Below are 15,457 nucleotides of genomic sequence, written 5' to 3' on the forward strand. Positions count from 1 at the left end.
ATCCACACAAATTTGAATGACTACGCCGAATATCCCCCTCCCCTGCAGGGCGCGCAGCGCCCGCAGCGGGGGAGGGTCGGGGTGGGGGTAGCGATATTATCGATAAACCGAAATTCTGCTTTTTCAATTATTTGCTGCCCTCACCCCAACCCCTCTCTCGCTGCGCGAGCAATACTTGTCGCTGCGCGAGCAATACTTGTCGCTACGCGAGCTGTTCCAGTCGCTCGTGTCTCGCTAACCCAACCTACGAACCGGGGCGATGACACGACGGCATTGATACCATCGCGCAAATCGTCTCGCCCGTAATTGCGGCATCGTCTCACCGTGGCCGCCCGCCATCATAAACACGGGCGGTTACGCTGCGCTAACCGCCCCTACGCCTTGGGACAACCGCTGGCGGCGGATTGAAACCAGGGCGATGACACGACGGCATTGATACTATCGCGCAAAACATCTCGCTCGTAATTGTGGCATCGTCTCATTACCTGCGGGGATTCGGCACCATGCGGGTATTTTGGAAAAACCCACCCCGCCCCCATAACCCCCTCATCGCCCGCCAACCGCCGTTGCTCATGCCCCGACCGCTCTTTGCCGCCAACCGCCAGTCCGCCAATACCCTCATCTGGCGCCGCTTCGACCGCTTCCGCCGCTGGCGCCTGCTCACCTGGCTCATCGCCGCACCCATCGGCTACGGCTACACCGCCACGCTGCTTGCCTTGTATGCCAAAAACCTGGGCGGCGGTACCGCCTGGCTCGCCTGGTACCCGCTCATCTACACCGCAGTCCTCGCGCTCGTCTGCCATCGCAGCCTCATCCGCCTGCTCTGGAATCCGCCCATCCTCGTCTGCGACGAAAACGGCCTCACCGCCTTTAACGAATACGGGCGCTGGCTCGGCCAATGGCAATGGGCGCAAATCGCCGAACTGCGCGCCACCCTCGAACCCGGCGACTACTACGCGCTCGAAGTCATCATGCACGGCAACACCCCGCCGCGCCCCGCACCGGACGAAACCGCCCCGGCGCACGACCTCGCCTGCTACGGGCAAAGCTACCTCCCCGCCGCCGATAACCCGCCGGCGGCAGATGCCCCGTGTGAACGGCTGCCGTTGCCCGAACTTGGCCCCGACCTGCCGCAAATACTTGACGACATCCGCCGCCACCGCGAACGCGCGCCGCTTGACACCCCGCGCGCGGAAAGCCGGGCGTGGTACAAACACCCGCGCAGCATCCAGCACGACAACTGGCGACTCTTTGGTTGGCTCGCCGCCGCCCTCGTCGCTACGCCGCTGCTGACGGCACAGCTCCTGCGCGGTGGCATCGCTGTCGCTGTTCCTGTCCTGCCCGTCGCGCTCTACGGCCTCGGCTGCGCCGTGCTGCTATTGCGCCCCGGCTGGCACGCCCTGCGCCGCCTCATCGCCGACCCCGCCCGCCCCGTCGCCCGCATCGACGGCAACGGCATCACCATCCGCGACGGCGCGACCCGGCTGCGCCTGTCGTGGCGCGACCTGCGCCGCATTGAAAACGACGACGGCGTCCTCGTCCTCAGCGACTACCGCGACCGCTACTACCGCACCCTGCGCGCGGCGGGCAACGACGACACCAGCCTCGACGCCATCATCGCCGCCAGCCGTGCCATGCGCGACGGCGACCCGCTGCCGGATGACACCCCACTGCCACCGCCGCGCCGCCGCCCGCTTGCCTGGCTCATCCTCGCCAACAGCCTCCTCCTCTTTCCCGCCACTATCGTGCTGATGTACTGGCCGCTGCCGCGCGGCATTGCCGCCGGACTCGCCCTCCTCGCGCCGCTCATCTCCGTCGCCATCGCCTGGTACGCGCGACAAAGCCGCTGGCAAAAACAGGCCGACTACCGCGAGCCGCCACCCGCCAGCCCGCCCGCCCCGCGCCCGGACATCCCGCTGCGCGCGTGGTACCGCGCCCCGCGCGCCATCGCCCGCGCCAACTGGCTCGGCTGGTGGCTGCTCCTCCCCGCCAGTATCCTCGCGCAACACCTGCCCAACCTTTGGGCGTATGGCAGCCGCAACGCCGCCCTCACCTTCAGCCTCATCACCGCCATCCTCGCCCTCGGCGCCGCCCGCCTCCTCTGGCGCACCTTCGCCTACGCGACCCGCCCCATTGCCCGCAGCGACGCGGACGGCCTGCACCTCGCCCTCACCAACCCGCGCCAGCGCGACTTCCACCACATCTACCTCTACGGCAACCTCGGCGGCGGCAAACTGAACTTCACCATACCGTGGGCAGAGTTGGGCGACATTGACGCCGACACCAGCGACCACTACAAACTGCTCATCCTCACCAACCGCGACGGCGACAGTCGCGCCATCCGCACCAACGCCGCCGGAGGCGCAGTCATCGCGCGCAACATCGCCCGCGTCGTCGGCGCCAGCCTGGCACACTACAACACCATCACCCGCCCGGTGGAATACGACGACCCCGAATTCCTCGACTTCATGGAGCGCTGCCTGCGCGGCGAACTGCCCGACGACGTTGACCCCGACAGCGAACACGCCGCCGACCTGCGCGCCATCCTCGAACAAATACAACCGCCACCGGAAATCGTCGCATACATCCTCGCCGACATCGGCCGCCGCCGCGCCGCGCGCAGCGCCAAAAACATCCCGCCCGCCAACAGCCGCCCGCTGCGCATCCGCCCGCGCGCCTGGGCGCTGCTCGCCACCAACCTCACCGTCGCCATCGCCCTGCCCATACTCCACACCCTCTACAACACCCCCGTCTTCTGGCCGCTCCTTGTCCTCACCCTGCTCAACCTCGCCGCCTGGCGTGGCGACGAGCAACAACAGGCGACTCTGGCGCCGGAGTCACGCCCCGCACCACCGCAAGCACGCACCAACATCACCCCGCGCGCCTGGTACAAACCGGCACACCTCGTCGCCCGCGCCAACGGCCGCGCCTGCGCCTGGCTCATCCTGCTGATGACACTTGCCGTCCCCTTTGCCAACGCCCTCATCCACGGCTACAGCGGCCTCATCATCTTCCTCATCGCCCCCGTTGCCCTCATCGTCCGCAGCCTCTGGCGCGAACTGCATTACGCTTTCAGCGCCAGCGACCAGCCCGTGGCGCGCATCGACGCCGACGGCCTCCACCTCGCCGCGCGCGGCAACCGCCTGCATCCGGGCGCGCCCGGCCTGCACATCCCCTGGGACGACCTCGCCGACATCAACGCCGTACCGTACGACGCGCCACCACGCAGGTTCGCCACCCCCGAACACCTCGCCATCTACTACCACAACGGCGACGAAAGACACATCCGCACCGCGCTGCTCGACGACTACCCCGCCGTGCGCGACATCGCCGCCAGCGCCAGCGGCAACCCATACCCAACGCCGCCGCGTCCCGAACCGCCCCCGCCCGCGCTGCCGAGCCCGTTCGCACGACGCCTGATGGTGGCGAACCTCGCCTTCGCCGCGCTGTGGCTGACGGTGAATATCCTGCTGCAACAGCACCTTCTCGCCCTGCCGTTTACCGAACCGCCGCTGCCCTACGACAGCTACGCCATCCTCAACCTGCTGCGCCTCCTGCCCTTCGGCGACTACCCGCTGACTAACGGCATCCTCTGGCTGCTGTTCATCGCCCTCAACAGCATCGCCCGCCTGCTCCCCGCCGACTGGCACACCTGCCCGCCCGAAGAAAAACCCGCCACCACCACCCTGCCCGCCATCCGCCGTAACGTCAGCAAACTATAACGCCGCCTGCGCCAGGATTGAGGAGCGCGATAGCGCGTAGGTCGGCCATTTATGGCCGACATCAAAAAACGTCGGGCATGAATGCCCGACCTACAACTCCCCGAATACCCGCCATCCGCTCCGCCATAGGGTGCGCCTCGGCGCACCGTCCGGGGCATGGTGACGGTTGTGCGACGGTGGGGCAAGCCCCACCCTACGAACTGAAACTTTATGTGGATGGCGGTACATACACCTGAGCGCTCAAGGTGTATGTAAATCCGCCGCGTGAACGTGCTATGGTTCTGCCCTTTGGAAAAGCATGAGGGGTTTTATGTCGCAAGTTTTACCACGGGGCGACCGCTGGGCGATGGCCGGGCTGGTGCTGGGTTGCGTACTCTTTGGCTTGGGCAGCCTGATTATCGTCTTCGTGCCGCTTGGCAGCTTTGCGATGTCATTTTGGCGGCTGCTGGTTGGCGCGCTGGCGTTTGGCCTGTGGGCGTGGTGGCGGCGTCCACCGTTTCCGCAGAACCGCCGCTGCTGGTACTTCGCCGCCGCAGCCGGGGTGTTTTTGAATCTCGATTTGGCGCTGTGGCACGAGAGCATTCACGCGGTCGGGCCGGGGATTTCGACCCTGCTCAACAGTTTGCAGATTTTCTTCCTCGCCGCGATTGGCTTCCTCTTTTTTGGCGAACGTCCTGGAGGCTGGCAGGTGGCGAGTCTGGCGCTGGCGGTAGCCGGCGTGGCGCTGATTGCCAGCCCGGAGTTTGCGCTCAATGAACGCGCGGGCTGGGGGCTGGTGAGCGGTACGGTTTCCGGGGCGATGCTGGCGCTGTCGATGGCGGCGATTCGCAAGGTGCATGCGGTGGCGCCGGTGGCTCTGGTGCCGCTGATGCTGATATTGAGCGTCTGCGGCGCGGCGAGTGCGCTACCGGTGGCGCTCATCGCGGGCGAAGCGCTGTGGCCGCGCAGCGCGCAGGCGGTCGGGCTGATTTTGGTGTACGGGCTGGTGATGCAGTGTTTGGCGTGGGGGCTGATTGCCTTCGCCATTCCGCGCCTGTCGCTGGCGCTGACCGGACTGTTCTTACTGGCCGAGCCGGTCGCCGCCCTGCTGCTGGATGCGTTTTGGCTGATGAAACCGGTCGCGGCGATTCAGTGGGGCGGTGCGGCGCTGACGCTACTGGCGATTTATTTGGGTTCAGTGAAGCGCGGGCGCTGATTTATCAACCTAAATGCCCACTTCCCCCGCCGTCAGCACGCCCAAATCCAGCAGCGCGCGGGCGATGCCGTCCTCCTCCAGCGTGCCGGTGATGTGTTTTGCGACCGCTTTCAGTTCGGCGCAGGCATCGCCCATCGCCACCGCGCAGCCGACCGCGGTGAACATTTCCACGTCGTTCAGGCCATCGCCGAACGCCATTGTCTCCGCCGGGGAAAAGCCGAGCGCGGCGCAGCGCGTAGGGTGGGGCTTGCCCCACCACCACGCAACGTGCCGTGCAAGGCGCGATTGCCCGGCTGTTGCGGCTTACAGGCCCTCGTATTGCAGCATTTTGCGCAGGGTGTTGTAGCGGATGCTGGCGGCGAGATAGACAAGGGAACGGTCTTCGCGGTGGGTGGCGCTTTGGGAGGCGAGGAATGTTTTTTCCTGCCCCGCTGCGGGGCGGTATTCCGGTGCGCGCCAGCGGCGGAAGCTGCCAAGGTCGCCGTCTTTGCGGAAGTGTTCGGCGTAGAGCGGTTGCCCCTGTTCGTCGTAGAGGTTGAGCCAGTGTTCGCAGTATCCGTTGCAGGGCAGGATATGCCGCTCCAGCGCGAGGATTTGCCCGTTTTCGTGGTAGTAGCGCAGGCCGCGGCTGATTTCACCGGCGCTGTTGTAGAGGTCGTCAAAGGGCAGGCCGGGTTGCGGGGTGGTGACGGCGAGACGGCCTTCGTGGTAGGTGTAGAGCGGGCTGACCGCCTCACCGTTTTTGTATCGCTGAATGGCGCGGATGCTGCCGTCTTTGCGGTACCAGACGATTTTGCCGTCCACCGCCGCGGTGCTGAAGTCTGCCGGGTTGGCGTCTTTTTTCAGGGTGAACGGCGCGGTTTGCGGGGTGTCGCTGTCCTGGTAGTAGTCCTGCACCACGCGGCGGCCGTCGGCGGTGTTGCCCAGTGTTTTGCGGTAGTAGCCACCGGGAGCGGAGCCTTTGACGGGCTTGCCGTCGTAGCGGGCGTAAAGGGGCGCGGTGGTTGCGGGCGGGAGCAGCGGGGTGTAGTCGATGGGGTTGTACGCCGCCTGTTTGGCGTCAAGGATGCTTTCCGGCAGCGGCTGTACGGGCAGGGCGGGCGGCGCGGGGAGACTTTCCATGCTGATCAGCGGGGCGTCGGTGTTGTCTGTGGCGGGCTCTGTTTGTGATTTGTTTTGCAGGCTGTCGCTACGCGGGTTGTTAGCTGCCCCCACCCCGCCCCTCCGCCGGTTCCCACAAAAAATGCGTTCGCATTTTTTGTGGGTGCCCGCCCACGGGGGAGGGGGTAGTTCGGCGGTAATGGCGAGCGCGGGTTCGCTATTCGCTTCGGCGGTTTGCGGGTTATCCCCGCCCCGTTCTGCACCCGCTGGGGGAGGAGGTTGATTGGCGGGGGTAGCGGGGGCGGGTTCTGTTTGCGCGGCGAGCGCGGGTTCGCTATTTGATTCGGCGGTATGCAGGCTAACCCCACCCCGTCCCTCCCCCACAGGGGGAGGGGGTTGAACGGTGGTAGTGGCGGGGACAGGTTCGCTATTCGGTTCGGCGGTTTGCGGGCTAATTCCGCCCCGTTTTGCACCCGCCGGAGCAGGGGGCTGTTCGGTGGTAGTGGCGGGGGCAGGTTCTTTTTGCGCGGCGTCGGTTTGCGGAGCGGGGTTGGGGTCGCCGTTGTTGCGCAGCAGTTGTTCCAGCATGGTTTTGCGCGCCCAGGCGGCATCAAGGGTTTTGCGGCGCGCTTCTTGTTGTCCGGCGGGGGTGTGGTTGAGGGTGTTCCAGTAGTAGATATCCCAGATGTGGCCGAAGTGGGTGATCTGTATGTAGAGCGGTTTGCCCTGGTCGTCGTAGAGGGCGTAGGTAAAGGTGTTTCGGTCAAAGGCAAGGATTTGCCCGTTTTTGTGGTAGTAGCGGATGCCGTCGGCAAGCTCGCTCAGCTGTTGGTAGGGGTCGTCGGGCTGGCCGGGGAACGGTTTTTGGATGGCGAGGCGGCCTTCGTGGTAGTAGTTGAGCGGGCTGACCGCCTCGCCGTCGCGGTATTGCTGGATGGCGCGGATGCTGCCGTCGGGGCGGTACCAGACGATTTTGCCGTCCACCGCCGCGGGGCTGAAGTCTGCCGGGTCGGCGTCTTTTTTCAGGGTGAGCGGCGCGGTTTGTGGGGTGCCGCTGTCCTGGTAGTAATCCTGCACCACGAGGCGGCCGTCGGCGGTTTTGCCGAGGATTTTGCGGATGTAGCCGCCGCTGACGGCGCGCCGGGTCGGCAGGCCGTAGCGGTCGGCGTAGTAGTCCGGGTAGCTCAGCGGGGTGTAGTCGATGGGGTTGTGCGCCGCCTGTTTGGCATCGAGGACGCTTTCCGGCAGGACTGGCGCGGGCAGGTCGGCCGGGGCGGCGAGGTCGTCGGCTGCCCCCACCCCGTCCCTCCCCCACGGGGGAGGGAGCTGATTTGTGGTAGTAGCGACGGCAGTTTCGTCGTGGTGGTAGGGTTGGTTGAGGTCGTTGTCTGACAGGCGTTGTTTGATGTCGTCCCAGCGGGTGAGGGCGGCGTCGATGCTCTGGCGGCGCGCGGCCTGTTGGTCGGCGGGAGTGGTGTTGAGGGTGTTCCAGCTTTGGTGGGTGATGTTGTCGCCGCTTTGTATGCTCTGCCAGGCGATGAGCGGGGTGCCGTCCGGGGCGTAGAGGGTTTCGCCTTCTTTGCAGTAGGCGCCCATGTTGCAGCTGCCAACGCGCCCATGATGGTATTCGAGGGCGAGGATGTGCCCGTCGTCGTAGTAGTAGCGCGTGCCTGCGGAGGCGATAGCGCCGATGGCGGCGTAGAAATCGTTGTCGTTGCCGGGACGGGCTTTTTGCGCGACCAGGCGGCCGTTGCGGTAGAAGCTCAGGTATCCGGCGGGCTGGCCGTCATGGTAGTGCTGGATGGCGTACACGCTGCCGTTCTGGCGGTACCAGACGAGTTTGCTGTCGGCGTTGATGGCGGTGGGGTCTTGCGGGTCGCCGTAGCGGTTGAGGATGTAGGGCGCGGTGCGCGGGTGCTCGCTGCTTTTGTAGTAGTCCTGGATAACCAGGCGGCCATCGGCGGTTTCGCCGAGGATTGTGCGGTAGCTGTAGTCGTTGTTGCTGGGAAAAGTGCCTATGGCGGAGTCGTAGGGGGTGTAGGCGATGTCGGTTTTGGCGGCTGTGGTGGCGTCGTATGTGCTGGCGGGCTGCGGCGGCAGGGCGGGCGGGGCGCTCATGGTGTCGGGTTCGATACCGGCGCTGCTCCAGGTGCGCAGGTTGTAGCGGCTGTCGGGGTGGGATGCGGGTTCTGGTTGTGATTCGTTGTGGTGGCTGTCGCTGCGCAGGTTGTTGGCTGCCCCCACCCCATCCCTCCCCCACGGGGGAGGGGGCTGATTGGTGGTAGTGGCGGCAGGTTTGTTGCCCGCATCGGCGGCGAAGGGCGGTTCGATGGCGGGGTTGATGTCGCTACTGTCGCGCAGTAGTTGTTCCAGCATGGCTTTGCGTGCCAGGGCGGCGTCGAAGGTTTGGCGGCGCGCCGCCTGTTGGTCGGCGGGGGTGTGGTTGAGGCTGTTCCAGTGGTCGCTGCCAATGATGCAGCCGTTGCGTTCGCCATGTCCGGCGGCAAGCGGCGCGCCGTTTTCGTCGTAGAGGATGTTCCAGCTTTTGCAGCCGTTATAGCAGTTCAGGACGCGGTGGCCGTAATCCAGCGCCAGCAGTTGGCCGTTTTCGTAGTAGTAGCGGATGCCTTTGTCGGCCTCGCCCGCGCTGCGGTAGGGGTCGTCCGGCTCGGCGACGTCCGGCGGCAGTTCGCCCTGGATGGCGAGGCGGCCGTTGTGGTAGTAGTTGAGGCGGCTGGCGGGGGCGCCGTTGCGGTATTGCTGGATGGCGCGGATGCTGCCGTCGGGCTGGTACCAGATGATTTTGCCGTCCACGGCGGCGGTCGTGAAGTCGCGCAGGCTGGCGCCTTTTTTTAGGGTGAACGGCGCGGTTTTGGCTGCGCCGCTGTCCTGCCAGTAATCCTGCACCACGGGGCGGCCATCGGCGGTAAGCCCCAGTATTTTGCGGCTGTATCCGCCGGGGGCGGGTTTTTCGGTCGGTCTGCCGCTGGCGTTGGCATGGATGTCGGGGAGGGGTTTGTCCGGCGGGGTGTAATCAATGGGGTTTTCTGCGGCTTGTGCGGCGTCAAGGAGGGTTTCCGGCAGGCGCGCGCTTTGTGCGTCCGGCGCTTCGATGGTGTCAGGCTGGATTTCGTCCTGGGGGATGATGATGCCGAGGTTGTATTTGCGGTTGGGGTTCAGGATGGTTTGGGGAGGGGCGGCGGGTTCGCTATTTGTTTCGGTGGTTTGCAGGCTAACCCCACCCCGACCCTCCCCCGCGGAGGGAGGGAATGGTTCAGTGCTGGTGGCGGCAGCGGGCAGGTTGGTAGCGAGGGCGAGCAGGAGGGGGAGGTGTTTGAGGTTCATGGTTGTGGGTGGGTTGGGGGATACCGTGATTGTATCGAAAGGGTGCGCCTGGGCGCATCCTGTCGGGCGGTTACGGCTTCACCTAACCGCCCCTACGTGCTGCACGGTTCGTGGGTCAACGCCACCCACCGGCTTTATGCCATCTCCGCCTGTAGTGCGTCGTCCAGTGCTTTGGTGCGGGCGTAAGCGGGGCGGGCGAGGTGGCGCTGCATATAGTCGAGGTACACCGCGTCGGCGGGCAATACTTGCACGCGGTGGATGAGCCAGGCGAGCAGCCCGCTGTAGTAGAGGTCGAGCGCGCTAAAGCGGTCGCCGATGAGGTATTCGCGTCCGCGCAGGCGCTCTTGCAGCACGGCGAAAGCGGTGTCGAAGTCGCCGTAGCCGATGGCTTTGCGCTGTTCGGCGTTGTTTTCTACGCCGCGCCAGCGATCCACCGCCGCGTATTCGAGGTGCAGGGCGAAGCAGAGCCAGCGGTAGTATTCGCCGCGCGCGTCGCTGCCGGTGGGCGGGATGAGCGCCTTGTCCGGGTAGTGTTCGGCGAGCCAGGTGATGATGGCGAGGGTTTCGGTCAGCACGGTGTCGCCGTGGGCGAGCGCCGGGACTTTGCCCAGCGGGTTGATGGCGCGGTAGGCGGGCGCTTTTATTTCTGCGCCGAAGGCGACGGCGACGGTGTCGTAGTCCGCGCCGCATTCTTCCAGCATCCAGCGCACCATGCTGCCGCGTGAGTGCGGGTTGGTATAAAAAGTGAGTTTTTTCATGGATTCTCCACTTGATTGAAGGGAACGCCATGTTAGCGCGCCGCTGTGTCAGTTTTTGTCAGCAGGCTTATCGCGTCGTCAAAAAAGCCGCCCGCAGGCGGCTTTTTTCGTGCGCATGGTGCGAAGGCTCAGTTACACGGCACGATTTTCAGCGCCAGCCCGCCGGTGGAGGTTTCGCGGTATTTGGCGTTCATGTCGCGCCCGGTTTCGTACATGGTCTCGATGACTTTGTCGAGGGTGACGCGTGGTGCGCTGGTGCGGCGCAGTGCCATGCGGCTGGCGTTGATCGCTTTTACCGCGCCGATGGCGTTACGCTCAATGCACGGCACTTGTACTTGCCCGCCGACGGGGTCGCAGGTGAGGCCGAGGTTGTGTTCCATGCCGATTTCCGCCGCCATGCACACTTGCTCCGGTGTGCCGCCCATGATTTCCGTCAGCCCCGCCGCCGCCATCGAGCAGGCGACGCCGACTTCGCCCTGGCAGCCGACTTCCGCGCCGCTGATGGAGGCGTTCATTTTGTAGAGTGTGCCGATGGCGCTGGTCGAGAGCAGGTAGCGTTCGATGGTTTCCTGGGTCAGCGGGTGGATGAATTTGTCGTAGTAGGCCAGCACCGCCGGGACGATGCCACAGGCGCCGTTGGTCGGCGCGGTGACGACGCGGCCTCCGGCGGCGTTTTCTTCGTTGACGGCGAGGGCAAAGAGGTTGACCCAGTCCACTGCTTCCATCGGGTCGTGCACGGCGCGCGCTTCCAGGGTGCGGCGCAGCGAGCAGGCGCGACGCGGCACTTTCAAGGGCCCCGGCAGCACACCTTCGGCGTATTGGCCGCGCTGGATGCAGTCGGCCATGGTCTGCCAGATGCGGGCGAGGCCGGCGGAGAGTTCTTCTTCGGAGCGCAGCGCCAGTTCGTTTTTGCGCATTAGTGAGGAGATGGAGAGTCCCTGTTCGTTGCAGTGGCGGACGATGTCGGCGGCGTTTTTGTAGGGGAAGGGGACAGGCTTGGCGTCGGCATCTGCCTGGCCGAAGTGTTCTTCATCGACGATAAAGCCGCCGCCGATGCTGTAGTAGGTTTTGGCGAGCAGCTCTTCGTCGCCCGCCCAGGCGGTGAGGGTCATGCCGTTTTCGTGCAGTTTGAGGAACTCGCGGTGAAAGGGCATATCCGTCTTGAAGTCGAAGGGGATGGTTTTGCTGTTCGCCGGGTCGGCTTCGTTCAGGATGAGGCGGCCTTCGCTTTTGATGGCGGCAATGGCAGGTTCGATGTGCTCGATCGGCACGCTGTCCGGCATATAGCCCATCAGGCCGAGGAGGATAGCAAGGTCAGTATTGTGGCCGCGCCCGGTGAGCGAGAGCGAGCCATAGACGTCGGCGCGGACGTGGTCGGTGCGCGCAAAGACGCCTTTGGCGATGAGGTCATCTATGAACTGTTTGCCGGCTTTCATCGGCCCGACGGTGTGCGAGCTGGACGGGCCGATGCCGATTTTGAACATATCAAATACGCTGATCATGCGGGAACCTCCCGGTTATTTGAACAGTCCGTACACGAGGGCGGAAATGGCGATGCTGCCCATGACGACGACGAACACGTTGCTGAAGGCGCCACGGTATTTTTGCAAGGCCGGAATTTTGTGAATGGCGTACATCGGCATGATGAAGAGGATCATCGCGATGACCGGGCCGCTCAGGCTTTCGATGAAGCCGAGGATGCTCGGGTTGAGGATGGCGACAATCCACAGGGTAATCATGAAGAAGACGGCACTGATTTTCTGGAATTTTTTCGGATCAATCGGTTTGTCGAGCAGTTGGTTTACCAGACCTTCGAGGCCTTCGCGCGCGCCGAGGTAGTGGCCGAAGAAGGAGCTGGCGATGGCGAGAAAGGCGACGAACGGGCCGAAGTAGGAGATGATCGGGTTGTCGAAGTGGTTGGCGAGGTAGGAGAGGATGGAGATGTTTTGTCTCTTCGCTTCGGCGAGGTCGGCCGGAGTGAGGGCGAGGACGCAGCTAAAGACGAAGAGCATGACGAAGACAACCAGCATGAAAGCGGTTTGGCGCAGGGTGCGGCTGACTTCACGGTCGCGGTCGCCTTCCGGGAAATGGTTGGCGTGCGAGACGGCGCAGGAAGAAATCGCGGGTGAGTGGTTGAAGGCGAACACCAGCACCGGGATGGTCAGCCACAGCGTTTTCAGGAACTCGCCGGTGGTCGGCACTTGCGTCAGCGCGGCGCCGTTCCATTGCGGAATGAGATAGAGCGACAGGCCGAAAATAATGGCAATCAGCGGATAAACCAGCCAGTTGGTGACGGCGAGAATAATGCGCTCGTTGAGCAGCATGATGCCAATCATCACTGCCAGCAGCACGAAAGAGACGACGGCGCGCGAGGGCGCGGTCATGTGCAGCTGGTTTTCAATAGATCTCTTTCCAAACCAAGCAAAGGTGTACGTTTTTAGAATTTGTATCCCTGCCCCCACCCCAGCCCTCCCCCACGGGGGAGGGAGCTGTTCTGCGGTAGATTCAAATAACTGCTGCCGTATCGCTATGGATAGTCATGAAACTATTGCTATTTTTGCAGCCAATGAGTCCCCTCCCCTGTGGGGGAGGGTTAGGGTGGGGGCAGCAAACAACAGCTCAGCAGATTTGAGATTTTGTTGGGGTGTCGTGCAAGTTATGGTTTGGAAGGAAGTCTAATGAAAGAAATCACCGTGTTGGTGATGCCGACGCCGTAAATCAGCAGGATGGGATAAATGGCGAGGAAATAGAGCAGGGTGATGAGGCGGCCGCCGGTGACGCCAAAATGTTCCTGTACGACGTAAGTGATGTCCTGACCGGGATTTTTAGAAGAAAGGACGAAACGGGCGAGGCCGCGGTGTGCGTAATACGTCATCGGTCCGACGATGAGCGTCATGATAATCAGCGGCCAGAAGCCGCTCATGCCCGCGTTGATGGGCAGAAAGAGGATACCCGCGCCGACGGCGGTACCAAACAGGCCGAGCGCCCAGGTGAAGTTAAAGTCGCTGAAGAGCTTTTTCATGGGGATTTCCTTTGACTCAATGATGATTTCACGCGGATTTCACCGCGCGACCAGGTTAAAAACTGTGCATATTTTATCGTAATTAACAGAAATAATCTCCTAATAAAAAAACTATTTGCGTGAGTGAGGGTAATCCATACACAATTCAGCGCGCGTCCTTGCCACAAAAATCCACAAAAAACCTCATGATACCGTCGGACAGCCCCCCGCGCGACCGTTCCCGGCCGTAGTGCTATCGGCGATAATGCCGCCTTTTCCCGCCCGGAGTCTCCCATGCACAAAATCCTCATCGCCCTTGCCTTCGTCTGCCTCGCCGTGCGGGCGGAAACCGTCACCACGGTGGATGTGGACGGTATCGCCGTACCGCTGCGCGCCACTTCCGTCCTGGCGGAAGACGTGCTGGACGCCGACCAGGCCGTCGCCCGCGCCCGCCTCGACTACACCCCCGGCAAGGAAAGCATCGCCTACTTTGACGCCAACGACCGCAACATCGCCCGCCCGGTCGAGAGCGGCTATTTCCGCCGCACGCTCGGCAAAACCGCCGACGGCCGCACCGTGGTGCAGGATTTCTGGCAGGACACCGCCACGAAGCGAACCGCACCGTATGTGCTGACGCAGCGGGCGGCGGCGGATGACCACGGTGGCGGCATCACCACCTTCCTGCCGCCGCTACAGGCGGGGAAAGCGCTCGGCCGCGCGCTGGCACGGCTACGCGCCCCGGACGCGGCAAATGGCGTGATTGGCAGCACGGTGGTGTTTTATGACCGCAACGGCGCGGTTGTCCTCATCACCCCGACCCATGCCGGGGAACCGGCGGGATTCACGGGATACTACGAAGACGGACGCCTGCGGGGGCAACTGCCGCCGCTATCCCACGGCAGCGATACCGCCGACAGTGAGCTGCCGGAATTTCACGCCTTTGCGGCGGCACACAGCCGTATGTATTACCCGGATGGTCGCCTGCTGGCGCTCCTGCCGCAAGATAATGCGGCAAATGGTCTCATCCTGTTTTACCGCGCCGACGGTTCGCTGCTTGCCACAATCAATCCCGACCGTGAGCCGTCAGTCCGGCTATGGGACGGCGCAGGCACACCGCTGACTGAAGGAACCACCGCATACCAGGCGGCAACTGCGGAATTGCAGCCGTTATTGCAACAAGTGAAAGCAATGGATAGGCGCGTGCGGCAGTCTCGTTTGGAATTCTCCCACGGTGTGCGCCGCAACGCGCAGGGCGTGTGGGTGGTGGCGGTAAGCGGCATCGACGTGCCGCTGCGCGTGGACAACACCCTGCCGGAGGCGATACTGGACGCCAACCGCGCGGCAGCACAGGGAGGAAGCATCGCCTATATCGCGGGCGAGGCGCAGACCTTTTACTACGACGCCGACGGCAAAAAATCCGCCCAACCCGCACCGGGTGGCTATTTCCGCAAAGTCGTCGGCAAGACCGCCGATGGCCGCATCGTCGCGCAGGATTTCTACCAGGACAGCGGCAAGCCGCAAACGAGGATGTTCATCCTGCGCGCCGATGCCGCCGCAGATGACTTTCGTACCGAAATGGCGGACAGCCCGGTCGCCACCTATGGCCGCGACGGCACCATTATCCGGGTGGATTACCCCGTGCAGGCGGACAACACCTCCCACCGTCCCGCAGACTATGTCGAAGGCCGCCTGCTGATGCAGGATGCCTTGCCGCCGGGTACGCACGACCCGGATGACCCCTTGCGTGAATTGCAGGGGCTTGCCGGGTATTACCGCTACTACTACCCGGACGGTCGCCTGTGGTCGCTCAAAACAGACGAAAAGAACGGCGACGGTATCCGCGCGGCGTACCGCGCTGACGGCTCGCTGCTTATGGCGCGCGGTACAAAAGCTGATGGCTACCCAAAAACGTGGTGGAGCGCGGACGGCAAGCCGCTGGAAAAAGGCACCGAGGCCAGGCGCCAGGCCATAGCGGAATACAACACACAGGTAGATACGTTGAACGCACGGCTGGACCAATGGCTTGAGGCAGCAGAACCGCCGCCGACCACACCCGAAAAATAAAAAAGCCCCGTTTTGCGCCCGCCCCGTGGGAGGGCTGGGGGTGGCAAACCATTCGCGTCAGCGACAGTTGTAGGTCGGGCATTCATGCCCGACGTTTTTTGATGTCGGCCATAAATGGCCGACCTACGCGCTGCGCGCATGGGTTTGGCGGCAATGAGATGATAGAGTATTCTGTGGCGATAGGTTTTGCGTGAGTGTATCAGGTGTGCCGCTGCCCCAATGCCCGCGTGCGTGTCGGTGCAGCCGCCACACACTACGCACGGGTTGCCGC

At 63.8% G+C, this 15,457-nt stretch carries 6 protein-coding genes and 3 pseudogenes; 3 read left to right on the top strand and 6 right to left on the bottom strand.

Going from position 1 to position 15,457, the window contains the following annotated elements:
- The first annotated feature begins 572 nt into the window (after positions 1-572).
- Positions 573-3,722: a hypothetical protein gene (locus ACO54Z_RS02945; protein WP_485995677.1), complete on the top strand. Its 3,150-nt coding sequence runs from the start codon at positions 573-575 to the stop codon at positions 3,720-3,722.
- 310 nt (positions 3,723-4,032) lie between these two features.
- Positions 4,033-4,917 (top strand): DMT family transporter, encoded by an 885-nt coding sequence (locus tag ACO54Z_RS02950; RefSeq protein WP_485995678.1) that lies wholly within the window; start codon positions 4,033-4,035, stop codon positions 4,915-4,917.
- Positions 4,918-4,926: 9 nt separating this feature from the next.
- On the opposite strand, the pseudogene ACO54Z_RS02955 reads toward ACO54Z_RS02950, so the two are convergent.
- The 6 genes and pseudogenes from ACO54Z_RS02955 to ACO54Z_RS02980 form a co-directional block, all read right to left on the bottom strand.
- Positions 4,927-5,136, bottom strand: a pseudogene (locus tag ACO54Z_RS02955) (HAD family hydrolase); the annotation flags it as partial.
- 84 nt (positions 5,137-5,220) lie between these two features.
- A complete protein-coding gene (locus ACO54Z_RS02960; RefSeq protein ID WP_485995679.1) occupies positions 5,221-9,363 on the bottom strand; it encodes a toxin-antitoxin system YwqK family antitoxin in 4,143 nt (1,380 codons plus the stop codon).
- Between the two features lie 134 nt (positions 9,364-9,497).
- Positions 9,498-10,121, bottom strand: a complete 624-nt coding sequence (locus ACO54Z_RS02965; RefSeq protein ID WP_485995680.1) for a glutathione S-transferase family protein — start codon at positions 10,119-10,121, stop codon at positions 9,498-9,500.
- 128 nt (positions 10,122-10,249) lie between these two features.
- A complete protein-coding gene (locus ACO54Z_RS02970; RefSeq protein ID WP_485995681.1) occupies positions 10,250-11,623 on the bottom strand; it encodes an L-serine ammonia-lyase in 1,374 nt (457 codons plus the stop codon).
- Between the two features lie 15 nt (positions 11,624-11,638).
- Positions 11,639-12,523 (bottom strand): annotated as a pseudogene (locus ACO54Z_RS02975) (SLC5/6 family protein); the annotation flags it as partial.
- Between the two features lie 275 nt (positions 12,524-12,798).
- Positions 12,799-13,143: pseudogene (locus ACO54Z_RS02980) on the bottom strand (serine transporter); the annotation flags it as partial.
- A 273-nt stretch (positions 13,144-13,416) separates the two neighbouring features.
- On the opposite strand from ACO54Z_RS02980, the gene ACO54Z_RS02985 reads away from it, so the two are divergent.
- Positions 13,417-15,186 (top strand): toxin-antitoxin system YwqK family antitoxin, encoded by a 1,770-nt coding sequence (locus ACO54Z_RS02985; protein ID WP_485995682.1) that lies wholly within the window; start codon positions 13,417-13,419, stop codon positions 15,184-15,186.
- The last annotated feature ends 271 nt before the right edge of the window (positions 15,187-15,457 follow it).

The organism is Cardiobacterium sp. (genome assembly GCF_057314735.1).